At 39.4% G+C, this 18,258-nt stretch carries 16 protein-coding genes; 7 read left to right on the top strand and 9 right to left on the bottom strand.

Features of this window, described 5'->3' with window-relative positions; all coding sequences use genetic code 11:
* Nucleotides 1-54: 54 nt before the first annotated feature.
* The 4 genes from ACZ42C_RS09540 to ACZ42C_RS09555 all read right to left on the bottom strand — a co-directional run bounded on the left by ACZ42C_RS09540 (nucleotide 55) and on the right by ACZ42C_RS09555 (nucleotide 5,517).
* Nucleotides 55-2,457, bottom strand: coding sequence for a YhgE/Pip family protein (locus tag ACZ42C_RS09540; protein ID WP_461181132.1), 2,403 nt, complete (start codon nucleotides 2,455-2,457; stop codon nucleotides 55-57).
* Between the two features lie 519 nt (nucleotides 2,458-2,976).
* Nucleotides 2,977-3,258, bottom strand: coding sequence for a DUF5344 family protein (locus tag ACZ42C_RS09545; RefSeq protein WP_461181131.1), 282 nt, complete (start codon nucleotides 3,256-3,258; stop codon nucleotides 2,977-2,979).
* A 412-nt stretch (nucleotides 3,259-3,670) separates the two neighbouring features.
* Nucleotides 3,671-4,183, bottom strand: coding sequence for a BsuPI-related putative proteinase inhibitor (locus tag ACZ42C_RS09550; RefSeq protein ID WP_461181130.1), 513 nt, complete (start codon nucleotides 4,181-4,183; stop codon nucleotides 3,671-3,673).
* Nucleotides 4,184-4,350: 167 nt separating this feature from the next.
* The gene (locus tag ACZ42C_RS09555) at nucleotides 4,351-5,517 is read right to left on the bottom strand and encodes a nucleotide sugar dehydrogenase (protein WP_461181129.1); all 1,167 of its coding nucleotides are present in this window, start codon (nucleotides 5,515-5,517) and stop codon (nucleotides 4,351-4,353) included.
* A 155-nt stretch (nucleotides 5,518-5,672) separates the two neighbouring features.
* Between ACZ42C_RS09555 and ACZ42C_RS09560 the strand changes: the two genes are divergently transcribed.
* Complete coding sequence (locus ACZ42C_RS09560; RefSeq protein WP_461181128.1) at nucleotides 5,673-5,828, top strand: ribbon-helix-helix domain-containing protein; 156 nt, start codon at nucleotides 5,673-5,675, stop codon at nucleotides 5,826-5,828.
* A gap of 41 nt (nucleotides 5,829-5,869) precedes the next feature.
* A complete protein-coding gene (locus tag ACZ42C_RS09565; protein WP_461181127.1) occupies nucleotides 5,870-6,784 on the top strand; it encodes a ketopantoate reductase family protein in 915 nt (304 codons plus the stop codon).
* A 22-nt stretch (nucleotides 6,785-6,806) separates the two neighbouring features.
* On the opposite strand, the gene ACZ42C_RS09570 is transcribed toward ACZ42C_RS09565, so the two are convergent.
* The gene (locus ACZ42C_RS09570) at nucleotides 6,807-8,039 is read right to left on the bottom strand and encodes an MFS transporter (RefSeq protein ID WP_461181126.1); all 1,233 of its coding nucleotides are present in this window, start codon (nucleotides 8,037-8,039) and stop codon (nucleotides 6,807-6,809) included.
* 193 nt (nucleotides 8,040-8,232) lie between these two features.
* Between ACZ42C_RS09570 and ACZ42C_RS09575 the strand changes: the two genes are divergently transcribed.
* On the top strand, nucleotides 8,233-9,189 hold the full coding sequence (locus ACZ42C_RS09575; RefSeq protein WP_461181125.1) for an acetamidase/formamidase family protein: 957 nt from the start codon (nucleotides 8,233-8,235) through the stop codon (nucleotides 9,187-9,189).
* A gap of 192 nt (nucleotides 9,190-9,381) precedes the next feature.
* Here the strand turns inward: ACZ42C_RS09575 and ACZ42C_RS09580 are convergent, their stop codons facing one another.
* From ACZ42C_RS09580 to ACZ42C_RS09595, 4 genes are all read right to left on the bottom strand, one after another.
* Nucleotides 9,382-10,683: a TRAP transporter large permease gene (locus ACZ42C_RS09580; RefSeq protein WP_461181124.1), complete on the bottom strand. Its 1,302-nt coding sequence runs from the start codon at nucleotides 10,681-10,683 to the stop codon at nucleotides 9,382-9,384.
* A gap of 24 nt (nucleotides 10,684-10,707) precedes the next feature.
* Nucleotides 10,708-11,223 (bottom strand): TRAP transporter small permease, encoded by a 516-nt coding sequence (locus tag ACZ42C_RS09585; RefSeq protein ID WP_461181123.1) that lies wholly within the window; start codon nucleotides 11,221-11,223, stop codon nucleotides 10,708-10,710.
* A 66-nt stretch (nucleotides 11,224-11,289) separates the two neighbouring features.
* Nucleotides 11,290-12,354 (bottom strand): C4-dicarboxylate TRAP transporter substrate-binding protein, encoded by a 1,065-nt coding sequence (locus tag ACZ42C_RS09590; RefSeq protein ID WP_461181122.1) that lies wholly within the window; start codon nucleotides 12,352-12,354, stop codon nucleotides 11,290-11,292.
* 15 nt (nucleotides 12,355-12,369) lie between these two features.
* Nucleotides 12,370-13,332, bottom strand: coding sequence for a fumarylacetoacetate hydrolase family protein (locus ACZ42C_RS09595; RefSeq protein WP_461181121.1), 963 nt, complete (start codon nucleotides 13,330-13,332; stop codon nucleotides 12,370-12,372).
* A 158-nt stretch (nucleotides 13,333-13,490) separates the two neighbouring features.
* Between ACZ42C_RS09595 and ACZ42C_RS09600 the strand changes: the two genes are divergently transcribed.
* From ACZ42C_RS09600 to ACZ42C_RS09615, 4 genes are all read left to right on the top strand, one after another.
* Complete coding sequence (locus ACZ42C_RS09600; RefSeq protein WP_461181120.1) at nucleotides 13,491-14,132, top strand: GntR family transcriptional regulator; 642 nt, start codon at nucleotides 13,491-13,493, stop codon at nucleotides 14,130-14,132.
* 14 nt (nucleotides 14,133-14,146) lie between these two features.
* A complete protein-coding gene (locus ACZ42C_RS09605; protein WP_461181119.1) occupies nucleotides 14,147-14,911 on the top strand; it encodes a cyclase family protein in 765 nt (254 codons plus the stop codon).
* Nucleotides 14,912-15,346: 435 nt separating this feature from the next.
* Nucleotides 15,347-16,693 (top strand): aminotransferase family protein, encoded by a 1,347-nt coding sequence (locus tag ACZ42C_RS09610; RefSeq protein WP_461181118.1) that lies wholly within the window; start codon nucleotides 15,347-15,349, stop codon nucleotides 16,691-16,693.
* A gap of 40 nt (nucleotides 16,694-16,733) precedes the next feature.
* Complete coding sequence (locus tag ACZ42C_RS09615; protein WP_461181117.1) at nucleotides 16,734-18,176, top strand: APC family permease; 1,443 nt, start codon at nucleotides 16,734-16,736, stop codon at nucleotides 18,174-18,176.
* The last annotated feature ends 82 nt before the right edge of the window (nucleotides 18,177-18,258 follow it).

An 18,258-nucleotide genomic window follows, 5' to 3' on the forward strand; every position in this document is an offset into this window, starting at 1 on the left:
GAAGAACTTTATGCAGCTCTTCCCCCTCCTTTGGATAGGAAAAAATCTATTCCATTAACTCACTTCTTCATTTGTTGTTAATACTTCGTTTTCAGGCAAGCCCTTCTTGTATTTGGCCAGAAATACTATCATGGTTAAGATGGCAAATACGGCAAAGTAGATAAATAATATACCAGCATTTGCCCACACATTAGAGAAATTGCCAAGTGAGACAATACTTGTGTAACCATCAATGGAATAGGTCAATGGCAAGTAAGTGCTTAAGGTACGGAATCCTTCCGGCAGCATCGCAATGGGAAGCTCCGACCCGGTGATCGATAATTGCAGGACGATTACAGCCAGTGCAATGAATCGGCCAATATTTCCTGCAAGAACAACCAGAAAAGTGACAATCATTAAAAACGTCAGGCTAACTCCAATGGAGAATAGAATAAATAAAATACTGCTCTCTACCTGCACCCGTAAAACGAGTAATGCAAATAGGGAAATGACGACAGCTTGTAAAACGGCCAGTGCTGAAAGGTTCAATATTTTTCCTAGGAACCATGCTGCACCCGACGCCGGCATAACAGCTGGCCTTCTGAAGTGAACAATAAAGGACATGGCAATAACACCTGCAAATAATGCTAATGACATGATATATGGCACCGTTGAATCACGGTAATATTGAAATTCATTTATTGCTTCCCCACTTAAATTTACAGGGGAAGCAAACATCGTCATATTATCATTATTCACATCCAGCTGAGTTGCACTTTCTGCACCTTCTGTTAACCCTGTAAGTAATTCATTGCTTCCGGTTTGCAGTTCACTTACTCCATCATCTACTTGTACAACGCCATCAGTCAAATCATTCCAGCCTGTTTCAACTGTTTCATTCCCATCACTTATCTGTACTGCCCCATCATGCAGTTGGGTTGCACCTGCGGTAAGTTCCTGCCAGCCTTGATTCACCGTTTGATTTCCTTCATTAATTTCCGAGGCACCGGCATGCAGTTGGTTTGCCCCATCAGTCAGTTCATACCAGCCCGTTTCTATTGTGGCCGTTCCATCAGCAATTTGAGTAGTACCATCATGTAATATCGCAACATTTTCTTCCAGCTCATTCCAGCCGCTGTTGACAGCAGCAGTACCATCTGTAATTTGTCCGGCACCGTCGTTGAGATCGTTTACACCTGCTTGTAATTCGGAGTGTCCGGCAACTAATTCTTCTATACCACTGTCCAATTCATGCAAACCATCATAGAAACTGCCTCCTGGTTGTAAATATTCATTTAACTCATTGGCACCTGCTCTCAGATTATCCAACTCATCTAAACCATCCGGCGGTTCTGGTAGTAATTCTAACAGATCAAGTAAAGGATCCAATTCGTCAAGTGCTCTGTTAACTCCGTGGGCAAGATCTTGGGCACCTTCTGAAAGATCTTCGAGACCATTAACGAGTTCTCCACTTCCATCTTCAGCCGATGCCAGTCCCTGAGATATTTGCTCAGCTCCAGCTTGTAAATCCTCTGTACCACTTTCCAGCTCCTGCGCTCCATCAGCAAGCTCCTGAATATCACCGGACTGCTCGCGAAGTGTACTTAATAAGAGCGCTGTCCCATCATTCACTTCTTCAGCGCCTGAAGCCAGTTCAGATACATCACCTGCATTACCGGTCAGGTTTTGCAGTATTTCTCCTGTCCCATCATTTAATTCGATGGCGCCTTCAGCCAGTCTTGCAATGTCCCCTTCGCTTTCAGTTAAAGAATTAAGGATTTCCTGTGTACCATCTTCCAATTCTTTAGAACCATCAGCCAGCTCTGAAATATCATCAGAACTTTCATTCAAAGAATCCAATATTTCTGTTGTACCGTCTTTCAGTTGAATCGTACCATCATGTATTTGGCCTGATCCATCAGCTGCTTCATCAAATCCGTCTGTTACTTCACCAAGTTGAGAAAAGAGACTTTCAACATATGTTTGTGTCACTTCTGTAGATAATTGCGAATGAACAGTCTCAATTGCACTATCCGTAACCTGTCTGGCCATAAAGTGCAAGCCTTCATTCTGAATATAATTAAGTTCCGCTCTCTGAGGGGAGTCATCCAATACAGTAGTGACATTTTCAGAGAAGTTTTCCGGGATTTCAATAACCATAAAATATTCCATATTGTCTAATCCTCTTTGTGCTTCCTCCGATGTAACAAAATCCCAACCTAATTCCCTATTACTTTTCAAGTTGGCAACTAAATCATCGCCGGCATTCAATGGTTCACCAAAAGACTCTCCACCAAGATCGTTGTTTACAACAGCAACCGGCAGATTGTCCAAATTATCATAAGGTCCCCATTTTGGAGATAACAGAATTCCAACAAAAACCAATGGGACAAGAATAACAGCAAGAACCGATATGATGACAGCTCTTCCTTTGAGCAAGGCTCTCAGTTCTTCCATAAACAATCGGATTGCATTCATAATACCCCTCCACATTTAAAATTATAAAAATGAATGGCTATTCATTCTTTGATATACGTGTATGCAGTGATCTGTAATTCCCAGGGCAGCCACCCATAATTTCAAATCTATTGAGCAAAACCCCCTTTTCAGCTGATCCTTACTAAACCAGCTTCCTGATGTTATATATTTACCTAATTGTATAGTCCCCACAACCAAAAAAATACCCGACGATTATAGGTATTTTAAATATTCAGGATTATAAGACGCCTACAAAATGATTAAACAGGAAAAATCGATACCTTAGATTCAGGTATCGGTTTTCCGTAAGACTTTATTACGATCACTTTATATCTAGACAAGCTTTAACGTAATTTTCACTTAGCCAAAAATTTTTTACAGATAATGGATCCCTTATACAATTCATTCCTTATAAACTTTTCGACCTCATTGCTCTCCTCGATGAAAACCGGGAAATGATATCCCCTATCCTGTTTTATAGATTCATACATTCACCACTCCCGCTCCTTCCATCTGTCCTTATTTTAAAAGCTGAAAAGAAGAAGCCGCAGTTTGATCTGTTTCCTTCAGCTTTTCTTTTACAAGATTTGCCGATTCCGTATTTTCCCGAAGTGCAGTTTGATAGGTCATATTAATAAGTTCCAGCTGCTGTTTCATCTGCTGAAGCTTAACCGCTACGTCTATAGAACTGTCTCCCGAATTGTTCTTGGAAATAGCAGTTTCCATTGTTTCAATCTTATTTTTTAATTCGTTTAGTGATTGTTGAACAGGTGCGTCTTCCAGTTTAATCTCTTTACTCATTATTCAGCAGTTCCTTTCTTCTTTGTTATATAAAATCTTTCATCTTCATTGTTGAGATGTCAGGTTATTTTCCAGAAAAATTACCCAGTTTTTTTCTCTACTTTGGTTTCCATGCTGGTAATCACGGTCTGCAAATCTCTTTCTCTCTGCTTAATAGATTGATATCTGCCTTGTATTTTTTACATTCTTCAAAGTAGTACCGTTCTGTGCATCCATTGGATACAGACCGTTCACCCACTCTTTCACCTCATTAAGTTAAACCAATTACCAACTATTGTAAAATAATTTCCAGTTTTTCCTAAGGTAAAAAAGTACCGTTTTATAAATGACCGGTGATTCTTTTTACCTATTTTATGCATTACAAAAAGCCCACCTTTACGCAGGTGAGCCTAATCTGAATTTTTTTGATTTGTTACTCATCAACCGTAAATGTCACATTTACCTGATTCCCGCTTAAACTCTTCGCTACTGAATAAGCTGTCAACGTGTATTCCCCGGGCTCCAGTTCGGGAAGCTTCAGTTCATAGCTCAGCGATTCTCCGGCAGGCAGATCAATATCCTCCAGCACCTGCATAAATGCCATCCCGTCGGAAAAACGTTTGACCAGTTCCTGATCCTGATCCCGCAGTTCATATTCATAACGCTGGCTTGTATTGAAAGAAAGTTCTTTTTCTTCGTCACTTTCATTGGTGATCGTAAATTCATACACAGTATTTTCGGCTGACACGGATACAGGTGTTAACGCATAAACCAACCCATCTTTTGAAATTTCGGCCGCCTCCTCTCCTGTACTTTCCTCTTCATTTTCTCCTGAGCCATTTTCATCCGTTCCATTCTCTGTAGATGTCTCGTCTGCACAAGCTGCCAGTATGAAGGTAAAACTTAAAAGAAACAGCACCATTAACAGGGATTTTGAATTCAACATTTTTATCCACCTCTTAGGATTATTATTCCATAAGATACTATTTAATAAACAAGAGGGAAGGAGAGACATTTTTTTCGGTGGGCGGGCATTTAGCGCAGCCCCAGGTACCGCGTCCCAAATTCGCAAAATACAATTACGGAGACAAGTTACCTGCACCCTCTATTTTACTAATCCCTGCTGAACAGATCTCTTGTGTACACTTTTTCCCTCACTTCTTTTAACTCATCGGACAGACGATTGGCTACGATGACATCGGCTGTATTTTTAAATGCTTCAAAATCCTGTATTACTTTAAACCCTTCAAAAGTATCTTCCTTCAGCGACGGTTCATATATAACAATGTCCACCCTGTTTTCTTTAAGCCGTTCGATGACACCCTGAATAGCGGATTGCCTGAAATTATCGGAATCAGTTTTCATCGTGAGCCGGTAGATGCCAACAGTTTTTGGGTTTTGTTTCATAATTTGTTCGGCAACATGATCTTTCCTGGTGCTGTTTGCATCCACAATCGCCTGGATGATGTTATTCGGCACGCCGTCAAAATTGGCGAGGAGCTGCTTCGTATCTTTCGGCAGACAATACCCGCCGTAGCCAAAGGATGGATTGTTGTAATGATCCCCAATTCTTGGGTCGTGTCCGATTCCTTCGACAATCTGCTGTGCATTCAACCCTTTCATTTCCGCATATGTATCCAGTTCATTAAAGAAAGACACCCGCATGGCAAGATATGTATTCGCAAATAGTTTAATTGCCTCGGCTTCTGTGGAGTCAGTGAAAAGAACAGGTATACCCTCTTTTACCGCCCCCCGGGCCAGCAAACCCGCAAATGTCTTTGCTCTTTCCGACTGCTCACCGACAATGATCCGGGATGGATACAGATTATCATGAAGTGCTTTACCTTCCCTTAAGAATTCCGGAGAGAAAATGATATTTTCCGTATTGTATTTTTCCCTCACCGATTCCGTATATCCAACCGGGATCGTCGACTTAATGACCATGACCGCATCCGGATTTATGGATAGAACAGTTTCAATCACATTTTCCACTGTACTTGTATCAAAGTAATCCTGGTCGGGATCATAATTCGTTGGCGTGGAAATGACAACATACTCCGCTTCTTTATACGCCTGTTTTGTATCCGTCGTAGCTGTCAGGTTCAAATCTTTTTCCTTTAAAAATTGCTGAATTTCCTCATCAACAATGGGAGAAATTTTATCATTGATCATCTTTACTTTTTCTTCATCAACATCCAGCGCAATAACTTCATTCTGCTGTGCCAGAAGAACAGCATTGGACAGACCGACATAGCCGGTTCCTGCGATTGTTATTTTCATGGCAAAATACCTTTCTATATTGTTTTATGTAATCTATGTTAAATTATAATAGTCTGCAGGGTGATCTGCAAACTTCCTATTTGTTTTATCAGCCGCAAACCCTGTTCCCTTGCTATTTAAACCTTTTTGGTCCATAATTAATATGAGGTGAAGAAATGCCTGCGAAAAATCGGACAATCAGTGCATTCGTTATGTTCCCCAACGATTTAGTGGAGGAAATCAAAGCCTTTCAGGAAGAAAACAATATTCAATCACATAATGAAGCTATCAGGATGCTCATCAGAAAAGGCTTAAAAGACTCTCAGGAATAGAGAGTCTTTTTTACATAACGGCACAAAGGGGAGGATTTTTTATGGAAGTGAAAAATGTATCTATTATTGGATTGGGTGCGTTGGGTGTTTTATATGGACACCATTTATCGAAAAAGATGCCGAAAGAAAACTTGCGGATTATTGCGGATCAGGAGCGTATTGAAAAGTATGAGCGCGAAGGAATTTACTGCAACGGGGAGCTTTGCGATTTTCAATATGTCACTCCTGAACAGAACGTGGAGCCTGCGGACTTAATTATTTTTGCCGTAAAGTACAATGGACTGCAGGATGCCATCCATGCTGCGAAAAACCATGTTGGGGAAAATACGGTCTTTCTGTCCACGTTAAATGGCATTACCAGTGAAGAGGCAATTGGTACATATTTTGGTTTTGATAAACTATTATATTGCGTGGCACAGGGAATGGATGCGGTGAAAGAAGGAAACCGCCAGAGCTATCATAATTTCGGCACACTTGTTTTTGGTGAAAAAGAAGGAATTGATACACCAAAAGTAAAGCGGATTGCCGACTTTTTCAAAGCAATGGATATGCCATATGAGCTGGATGAAAATATGATCAAACGCCAATGGGGCAAATTTATGCTCAATGTTGGAGTGAATCAGACGGTCGCTGTATTTGCAAGTGATTACGGGGAAATTCAAAAAGAAGGAAAAGCGCGGGATATGATGATTTCCGCCATGCGGGAGGTCATGACACTTTCCAGGTATGAAGTGATAAATTTAGGCGAAGAGGATGTACAGTATTGGCTTGATGTAATTGGAAAACTCAGCCCGCAAGGCAAACCATCGATGCGCCAGGACACCGAAGCTAAACGAAAAAGTGAGCTGGAATTATTTGCGGGAACGGTGATCGAAATGGGCAAAAAACATGGCGTGGAGACGCCGGTGAATGATGAACTTTACCGGAGAATCAGAGAAATGGAGCAGGCGTTTTAAGGGGGAGGGTGATCGCCCCCCATCACCTGTACCACTCCCTGATCTTCTCATCCGTCGGTAATAAGAATGCCAGCAGCCCAAAAAGCGGAAGAAATGCAGTAGCAATCATCGTAGGCGTAAGACCGATGAAATCAATCAAAGTACCGAGCACGACAGAACCGATGGCCCCCATACCAAACGCCAAACCGACGATGAGCCCGGACATCGTCCCGATTTTCCCGGGAATTAATTCCTGGGCGTAGACGACAGTTACCGAAAAACTGGACAGCACAATGACACCAATCAATGCAAGTAAAACAATCCCCATTACCGGCCCGGCAAATGGCAGAATAAGCGCCAGTGGAGCAGCAGCCAGCAGGGAAAATAAAATGACATTCCGCTTGCCGAACCGATCCGCAAACGGACCGCCAAGAAACGTTCCGACCGCCCCCGCCAGCAGGAAAGTAAAGATATACCCCTGAGATTGGGCTATCGTTGCTCCGTAGTTATCAATCGCAAAAAATGCATAGAAATTGGCAATAACACTATGGTACCAGGAGCGGGCAAAAACGATAAATATAAGGACAATGAGTGCAGCTTTTATTGCTTTCGACAGATTTTTATCCCGTTCATTACCAGCCTTTGGTGCTTTCACTTTTACCGGATGACCGACCTGTGTCTGATACCACCTGGCAATATACATTAAGAAAACCACTGCCAACCCGGCAATCAGCGTAAACCATATCGCACCAAACTGACCAAGCGGCACCAGGACAAGTGCAGTAATGACCGGTGCCAGTGCCTGGCCCGAATTGCCGCCAACCTGATAGATTGATTGAGCCAATCCTCTGCGCGGACCTGCTGCGAGATATGCCACCCTTGAGCCTTCCGGATGAAATACGGCAGAACCGAGGCCGATAAATAATACACTCACGAGGATGGCCCAAAAATTCGGCGCCAAAGCCAAACCGAACATGCCAACCATGCTGCTGGCAAGACCGATCGGCAAAGCATAAGGCATCGGCCGCTTGTCCGTATACATGCCAACGACAGGCTGCATGACAGAAGCTACCATATTTAACGTGAATGCGATAAAGCCCAGCTGCGTAAATGTCAGACCCAGTGAATTTTCCAGGATGGGAAACATCGCAGGAATGACAGCCTGAAGCGTGTCATTCAATAGGTGGCATATTCCGATGATGAATAGAATTGGATAGACGGTTTTACTGTTTGATTGAAATGGTTGTTTTGTTTTGCTTGTTGTGGTGTTGGTCATTTTTTCGGCGCCTTTCACGTGTATATGTTTATTTGATTATAAGCCTGGTAAACAGTAGACTATCATTATAAGAAAAGTTATAAAAAAACATAGTTTCATCGTTTTATTGCACTTTAGTTTCTGGCAATTTTTATTACTGAGTCATTTCATTATACCAAATATTATTACTTTATTGTAAAGGAGACATGTAAACATGAGCATTCACCAACACAATCACCCGTATATGACCATTCACGATTTTGAATCCCACAGCCACGTCGGTTGGGATAATTCTTTAAAACCGATTGCTGAAGTGGATTCTGGCCAGACCATTACGTATGAACTGACAGAAGCTTCCGGCGGACAATTTACAAAGCAATCCACAAAAAAAGATGTCGAAAACCTGGATTTCGGGAAAATTAATCCTGTAGCAGGCCCCATCTATATAAAAGGAGCTGAGCCCGGGGACACTTTGGAAGTTGAAATGCTCAATTTTACCCAGCTCGATTGGGGATGGACTGCACTAATCCCGGGGTTTGGGCTGCTTGCAGATGACTTTAAAGAACCTGCCATTAAGACGTTCGATCTCACCGGAAAAAATAAAATGGAATTCCTTGATGGCATCGACCTGTTCATGAAGCCTTTCCCGGGAACGGTTGGCGTTGCTTTGCCGGAACCTGGCAACCATAGCATCGTCCCTCCCAGAAAAAACGGTGGAAATATGGATACCCGCCACCTGACCCGTGGTACGAAGCTGTATCTCCCGGTTTGGGTAGAGGGCGCATTATTTTCCATTGGGGATACCCATGCTGTCATGGGGGACGGCGAAGTTTGCGGTACTGCTGTGGAAGCTTCGATGGAAACGACAGTGCGTTTTAAGCTGCATAAAGGAAAATCCATCGCGGAACCAAGGTACGAGATCCCAGGGCCGCCTACGCCTGAAGCAGACAGCAGAGGATATTATGTAACGACAGGACACGGGGAAAATCTGTATAAAGCCGCTCAAAATGCCATTCGGTATATGATTGAGCATTTGGTGGACACGTATCGGATGAGTGAAGTGGAGGCTTATATGCTTTGCAGTCTTGCTGTGGACTTGCGGATCAGTGAAATTGTAAATCAGCCGAATTGTTTGGTGTCTGCGTTTTTGCCTAATTCTATTTTTAGGTAGAATCATAAATAATTTCAATTGTAAACAGCCTCTTTTAGGAGGCTGTTTACTTATCAGATATTTCTAAGGCAAACTGGAATATTCATACTAATCTTGATAAGTTTTCATAACGCAGTCAGGTCCCAAGAAATTAAATAGCATTACCTTATAGGCAGCTTTATGAAACATTAGACTAAATAGTGAAGAAGCAATTTAATTCATCATACTAGGTAAAAATGTGACTATTTCCGGAAAAATTATTAATAATATTATCACCAAAAAGCCACCCAAAATAAAAGGTATACTGCCTCGTATTACATCACTTATGTCAGCGTTTGGGACACTTCCTTTAATAATAAAAAGACTTAAGCCAAAAGGTGGTGTAACTAAAGAAACTTCTGCAATAAATACCAATAATACACCGAACCATATTGGATCATACCCCAAAGCGATTACAGAGGGGAGTATAATTGGTAAAGTCAAAAACATAGCTGCAAGCATGTCCATAAACATCCCTAAAATTAGATACATAATGATAATTCCTATCAATATATAAATCCTGGGAACATCCAATGAAACTAAAAATTCCGATAAATTTACGGGTATTCTTGTAATACCTAAAAAATAACCAAATATAAAGGCACTCCCAACAATAAGAAATACCATACTGGAGGTTTTAATCGTTTGTAAAATGGAATCTTTAAGCACACTTGTATTAAACCGTTTTGTTACTAAAGTTAAAATTAAAGCTGCTAAAGCTCCAATGGCTCCTGCTTCTGTAGCTGTAAATATCCCTGAATATATACCTACTATGATTATTAACGCCAATAATACAAAGCCCCAAATATTTTTCAGAGAAACAAACCGTTCTTTTATTGACGCTTTTTTCATTACAGGTGCTAAGCTCGGTTTCCTTTTTACTAAGATTATTATTACTAACATATAAATTCCAGCAGCCAATAACCCGGGGAAAATACCACCAATTAGTAGGCTTGAGATAGGTTGTTCTGCAATAATTGCAAACATAATCATCATAATGCTAGGTGGGATCATTTGAGCTAACGGTCCAACAGATGCCACTACCCCATATGCCAATTTAGGATCTACTCCAGACTTTATCATTTCAGGAATTGTTATTCGTGCTAAGGTGGCAGTTGAAGCAAAACCTGAACCTGAGGCAGCTCCAAAACCCGCCCCCCCTACAACTGTAGCTTGAGCTAAGCCACCAGGAAAATGGCCAACCCATTTCTTTGAAGAATTAAATAATTGACTAACAATACCAGAATAAAAAGCAAAGTATCCCATAAGCAAAAATAAAGGTACAACGCTAAAATTATAATTATTTATAACTGAATAAAGTGTATCACCCATAATACTCAATGCTGAATTTAGATCATTAATATACCAATAACCTAAGAAGCCCACAAATGCAAGCACAAAGGCAACATGAACTCTTGCAAAGAGTAATATTAACATTACAATGATTCCTATCCAACCAATCATCTCTGAACTCAATATCTTCCCTCCCTAATCCATATATTAAAAGTGGTCTTCTTCAAATTTTTTATCTTTTATAATAGTGATAAAATCATAAACAAATCTAATTAATAAAACCCCTAACCCAAGGGTTAAAGTCGCCTTTGCAGGCCAAAGAGGAAAACGAACTATCCCCATTGTAAAGTCTTGGACCACAAAAGAACCCCAAGATTCTGTGGCATTTTGCCACACAAGAATAACTAGAACTATTATCCCTATCAAATAACCGAAAGAAACAATAAACTTTTGAAACTTCCCTGAAAAATATCTTGTTACTATATTTATGTTTATATGTGCCCTTTCTGCCTGGGTATAAGATAAACCTAAGGCAACAGCCGATACAAAGAGAAAACCAACCATTTCATAAACTCCAGGTATAGGACTGTTAAAGAAATTACGCAAGAAAACATCAAGGGAAACTAGAATCATTGTAAAAATAACTATTCCCCCTGCTAATAGTGCCAAAATAATCTCTACTTTTCTAAGAATTGCTGAGAAAAAAGACACTTTCTTCTCCATTTTCTTTCCTCCCTGGTTCTATTATAAAGTGGGAATCAGGGTTGAAACCCTGATACCACCTATACTTTACTGTTCATATGGATTTTCCTCACTATATTTTTCAACTAATTCTATGAGACTATCCATAATTTCTCGGCCAGGCAAGCCTCTCTCTTCCTGTTCTTTAATCCATGTTTCCCAGACTGCTTCTTCAGCAATTTTATTTAACGTTTCTATATCTTCTTGAGAAGCATTATTAAATTTCACATTTTGTGACTCAAACTGTGCTATTGCTTCCTGATCTCCTTCTATTTGATATATCTCATGATATGCTTCTGGGTGGGTATTTGAAGCTACCTCTTGAAATAATTCTTGAATATCTTCGGGTAATTCATTCCACGAATCCATATTCATTCCTATTAATCCACCAGTACTACCTACAGGTAGTTCCCATACTGATTCAGCTGCTTCCTCTAATCCATAAGTTACTGACGAGGTATAACCATAGATTGCACCGTCAATTGTTCCCCTTTGCATAGCATCATACGCATCTGTAATTGGCATTCCTACAGATGTAGCTCCGAGTTCTTCAGCAAGAATCGACATCTGACCTGTTGCAATCAATCTTAACCCTTCTAAATCGTCATAACTAGACACATCTGTAGTAGAAATCACGTAATAACTAGGTAAAGCATATTGGCCTATCCATTTTACGTTTTCCTTCTCTAATTCTTCTTGCATTTCAGGTGTATTTCGGTAAAGTTCATTTATTGCTTTTGCGCCTACCCAGGAATCCTCCCATACAGCTGGGTTGGATGAAATTGTTGCTAATGGCGTCTTACCTGGGGAATAAGTAGGCACAAATACAGCAACATCAGCCACCCCTGTAGAAAGCGCATTCAATTTATTGTCTGCTTTAGCCAAGGACTCTGAATAATACCTTTCAAACTCTATTTTCCCGTCAGACCGCTCTTCCACTTCATCTAATAACGCATCAAAGCCCTCAGAGAAAGGAGAAGAAGGCGGAGCTTGAGAACTGGTCTTTAAAACTAGTACATCTTTTTCTGCACCTGAATTTTCTGTTGAACCACATGCAACCATGAAAATCAAAGTAACTAACAATAGTTTCAATAAAATCAAATACTTTCGCATAGCTTTTTCCTCCGTTTATGTTTTTATAATTTTGTTCTTCAACTTCCCAATATTTTCAATTTCTAATTCAACAACATCCCCGGGTTTTAGAAAACGATCAAGTTCTAAGCCACACCCTAATCCGACTGTTCCCGATCCTAAAATATCTCCTGGCAGTAACTTTTCAGATTTTGAGGCATACTCAATTAATTCATCGAATTTTCTGAACATAGTTTTGGTAGAACCTTCACTCCATTTTTCTCCATTAACAAAAGCAGACATTTTTAGGTCATAAAGATTGGAAAACTCATCTTTGGTTACTATATACGGACCTAAAGATGTAGCAAAATCTTTTCCTTTAGCTGGTCCCAATCCAATTGACACTTCTTCCATTTGAATATCTCTTGCGCTAAAATCATTCATGATTGTATAACCAAATATGTACTCACCTGCCTGTTCTCTTGATATACTTTCAGCTTTTTTACCAATAATACAAGCAATTTCTAGCTCATAATCCAACTTTCTTGTGTAATTAGGCCAAATAATATTCTCATCAGGTCCTTTTATGGTTGCTGTACTTCCTTTGTAGTAAGCTGGTATCTCATACCACTTAGGTGGCACTTCTAAATTTCTTTTCTTTCTTGTATTTTTAATATGTTCTTCAAAAGATATGAAATCACGTATTCCCGGTGGATTGGTTATGGGAGCCAATAAAATGATCTTATCCTCTGAGAAAGAAAACTTTTCACATAGAAATTTGTCTTCTAAAATTATTCTTGTGTATTCTAGAGAAAGATCACCATAATTTAAAAAGTTAACCAAATCATCTGAAAAGATAATTTCAGAGATTGTTCTAGCAGATTTGGCAGAACAGTTTTTGTTTAATTCCAACCAATTTTTATAGGCAGACTGTAAATCAACTACCCCCTCCTCTGTTAATATCCCTAGACGTTCATTTTTATAGACATCTTCCCTTAGAATAAATCTTACAAATTTCAATTTTTATACACCTCACCTTGTGATGTATATTAAACGTAATATATTATTTTGTCAATAATATATAATTAGTTTTTTTAAAAAATTGTAATTTATTAATTGATAACTTTTTAAAGATGTGTATATAATATAAATTAGATCTTGATATGGAGGACCTTTTTATGACCGTTAAAAAAAAGATAACTAAAAAAGTATTAGCCTATGAGCTGTTAAGGAAAGATATTATGGAAGGGATACTAAAACCCAATGAACGTTTAATTATCACTAAATTAGCTCAACGATATAACGTTAGTGAAATACCTGTCCGGGAAGCAATACAACAGTTAGTTTCAGAAGGATACTTAGAATCCCTCCCGCATGTAGGAGCGATGGTAAAATCAATTTCTCCAGAAGATGTAAGAGAAATATTTGAATTACGTATTAATCTAGAAGGCCTTGCTACCGAATTAGCAGTTGACAACTTATCTAACTCAAATTTAAAACACCTACAAGAAATCTTATTAAGAAGCGAGGGTATTAATAATTTAGAAGAATATGACAAACTAAACCGAGAGTTTCACGAGTATATCTATCTCCATGCAAATAATAAGAGAATGTTTACGATTATCTCAGATTTATGGGATAATTCAAAACGCTACCCGGCCATATTTCAAACCGTAGAGGATTATAAAAAATCTATTAAAGAACATAAGAAAATATTTAAGGCACTTGAAAAACGCGATGCTTTACTAGCAAAAGATATAATGGTTGAACATAAAACAAGAGCATACTATATGCTAATGGATTTAATATCTAATAATTAAAATGAGGTGATTGTATGACAATTCAAATCATTGATCTGAGCGTACCTATGGACAATAATTCACAAGAACCATTTCCACCAGACATTTCTTATATGAATCATAGTGAATCAGTAAATAGAGCAGCAAATGCTTTTGGTATAGCACCAGAAAATTGGCCAGAGGGAAAGGCTTGGGCTACAGAAAAGATAACCCTCTCAACGCATACCGGTACTCATATTGATGCTCCTTATCATTATTGGTTTAATACAGGCAATAAACCTGCAAAGACTGTGGATCAATTACCTTTGGATTGGTTTTTTGGAAACGGGGTAGTATTGGACTTTACTTGGAAAGAGCCTGGAACGGAAATAACTATGGATGAAATTATTCAAGAGCTGAAAAGGATTAATCATAAACTTAAACCTAAGGAAATAGTATTAATCCGTACTGGTAGTGATAAAAACCTATATAGCCCTGACTATGCAGAGACTCACCCGGGCATGTCTGCAGCTGCAACAAGGTTTCTGATTCACCAAGGAATAAAAGTGATGGGAACTGATGCTTATGGATGGGACACTCCTTTCAAAGTTCAAGCCGAGCAGTATAAGAAGACAGGTGACCCTAACATAATATGGGCTGCACATTATGTTGGAAAAGAATTAGAATATTGTCAAATTGAAAAACTAGCAAACTTAGATCGCTTGCCATCTCCGAATGGTTTTAAAATTGCAGCATTTCCGGTTAATATCTCACAAGCAAGTGGAGCTTGGGCCCGACCTGTTGCAATTATTGGATTATAGATTGAATATAAATAAGGTTACAAGATTAGATGACTTTATATATAATTAGAGGGCCCTGTTCCTCCAATAATATAGATCTTGAGAAAAATACTAATATTTACAGACATACTTAGAGGCTGTTGATTTTTTCTTAACAGGTGAATTCATATGATTTAATTCGTCTAATAAAGAATTGTAATTAGAATTCTTATTTTTGTGATGAGTGATTATATTAAGCTCTCCAATTATAAAAGTCATTGACAGAAATCTTTACTTATGCTAAATTTAGAAATAACTGAAAAATATAAAGCTCTTTATCTAATTGACTCTATTCACTTTACCCGCAATAGAGCAAACCTTAGATGAAACCAGTAGTATTTACAGGAGAACCATATTTCTTACTCTCCTGTATATATTGCTGGTTTTTTTAATTAACTGATTAAGGAGGCAGTTTTTATGGAAAATCTAATCGAATTAGACAAAAAGCATTTTATCCATCCTACTTCATCGATTCAACAACAACAGAAGATGGGGCCAAAAATAATTGCAGAAAAAGGAGATGGTATATATTTAACTGATAATAATGGTAACGTTTTCATTGATGCTATGTCTTCATTATGGAATGTGAATATTGGTCATGGCAGTGAAGAGCTTGCTGACACAGCTGCAGCCCAAATGAAAAAGCTTGCATTCAGCTCAACATTTTCAACGTTTAGTCATGAACCTGCAATTAAACTAGCTGAAAAGATTTCTTCCTTATCACCAGCCAAATTGAATGCAGTATTTTTCACTTCTGGTGGTTCGGAGTCGAATGATACTGCAATTAAGCTGGTTCGGCATTACTGGAGAATACAAGGCAAACCGGAAAGGAAGAAAATCATTGCATTGAAACGGGGTTACCACGGGGTTGCTGCAGGATCAACAAGCGCTACAGGGATACCGGAATTTTGGAAAATGGCCGGACATATGATGAAAGACATGTATCATGCTGAGTCACCCTACATGCATGATACTCAGGCAACCATTGATTCTCTTCGCAATTTGATTGCAGAAGAAGGATCCGAAACGATCGCAGCTTTTATTGCAGAGCCAGTGCAAGGCGCAGGGGGAGTACTAATCCCACCAAAAGACTTTCTTCAGGAAATACGTAAACTATGCGATGAGTTTGGCATCTTATATATTGCCGATGAGGTGATCACTGGGTTTGGACGAACAGGGAAAATGTTCGGAGTGGAACATTGGGAAGTAACACCCGACTTAATCACCTTTGCCAAAGGAGTTACGAGTGGATATATCCCACTTGGCGGTGTAATCGTATCTGATCAAATACATGAAGTTTTTAAGGAGAAGTCGGAAGGTACTTTATTCCACGGCTATACATACAGCGGCCACCCTGCCGCAGCAGCTGTAGCAATGAAAAATATTGAAATTATGGAACGTGACAATTTAGTGGAAAACTCCAAAAAAATGGGAGAAAAATTACTGCAAGGTTTTCAAGACATGAAGAATGATGTGAATATAGTTGGAGATGTTCGTACGCTTGGTCTCCTGGGAGCCGTTGAACTTGTAAAAGACCACAAAGCAAATACACCATTTCCATCTGAATTACAAGTAGCACCTAAAGCAATTGAAGCACTTCATCAGCGTGGTGTGATTTGCAGGGCGGTAACCTATGAAGGGTCTAATATCATTTGTTTTGCACCTCCTTTAGTAATAAATGCATTGCAGATTAATACATTGATAGAAAGGTTGCACGATGCGTTAACAGAGGTAGAAAAAAACATCAACAGCATATTGGTCTAAACATCACTTGTAAAACTAAATTAAACAAGGGGGAGAACTGGTGAAAAATCAAAATTTATTAAAAATACTCGGAAACAGAGATGTTTTGGCTCTTGCCTTTGGTGCTATGATTGGCTGGGGATGGGTAGTTACAACAGGACTTTGGATCTCTGAAGCAGGTTCGTTAGGAGCAATTGTTGCATTTGCAATCGGTGGTACTTTGGTAATTTTAGTAGGTCTTACCTATTCCGAATTAGCTTCGTCTATCCCGCTTGCCGGGGGCGAATTATTTTATACTTTTAAAGCAATGGGAAGGGTTGCCTCATTCATTGCCACATGGGCAGTAATTCTTGGATATGTTTCTGTTATAGCCTTTGAAGCAGTTGCGCTTCCTACTGTATTTGAATACTTAATTCCGAATTACAGCGTAGGATACTTATATACTATTTCAGGCTGGGATGTAACAATCACTTGGGCTGGCGTGGGTATGCTGGGATCGATTTTAATTGCCTGGATTAATTACAGAGGAATTAAACTCTCAACAGCAATTAATTTTATTTTAACAGCATTAATTATTATAGCCGGTATATTGCTGATTACCGGAAGCGGGGTTTCCGGCAACATTCAAACAATGGATCCGCTATTTGCAACTGGCATTTCCGGAATTTTAGTCGTGGTAATCATGACACCTTTCATGTTTGTTGGATTTGATGTCATCCCTCAGGCGGCTGAAGAAATAAATCTGCCCAAAAAAAGAATAGGCCAGCTGCTCATTTTATCGGTCATGCTTGCGGTCATATGGTATATAGCCATTATTTTTGGCGTTTCCATGGTAATGACTCCTTCAGAAATGGCTGTATCAAACCTTGTAACAGCAGACGCCATGGCCAAAGCATTTGGAGGCAGTCAGATGATGGGGAACATTCTTGTACTTGGAGGAATTGGAGGTATTTTAACTAGTTGGATCGGATTTTATGTAGGGGGAAGCCGTGCGATCTATGCACTTGCAAAGGCAGGTATGCTTCCGAAGGCTTTAGGTGAACTGCACCCGAAATATAATACACCACATAAAGCCATATTATTGATAGCCGTTTTATCCACATTGGCTCCATTACTGGGTCGGCCTGCACTGGTTTGGTTTGTTGATGCAGGTGGATTAGGGCTGGTTGTCGCATGGCTGATGGTTGCCATTTCTTTTATTATTTTACGCAAAAAAGAACCTCATATGGATCGCCCATTCAAGTTGAAAGGCGGCACAACAATTGGCTGGATTGCTACATTTATGTCGATAGGAGTAGCTGTTTTATACTTCCCGGGTATGCCTTCCTCACTTGTCTGGCCTTACGAATGGATGATTATCTTTGGCTGGACGGTATTAGGAGCCATTTTATATATGGTATCTATGTCTAAATATGGGAAGAAAAATACGGATGCGCATATGGAGCGGGAAATGAGTAGAGTTATTAGGTATGAGAATGAAGAGGAAGAACGGGTAATTCGATGAGTTGGGAAAGACCGTCTGGGTTGAATTGTTAACTGAACTATGAAGGTGGATTCCTTCATAGTTCAGTTTTTTATTAAGAAAT

Source organism: Virgibacillus kimchii (assembly GCF_055379185.1).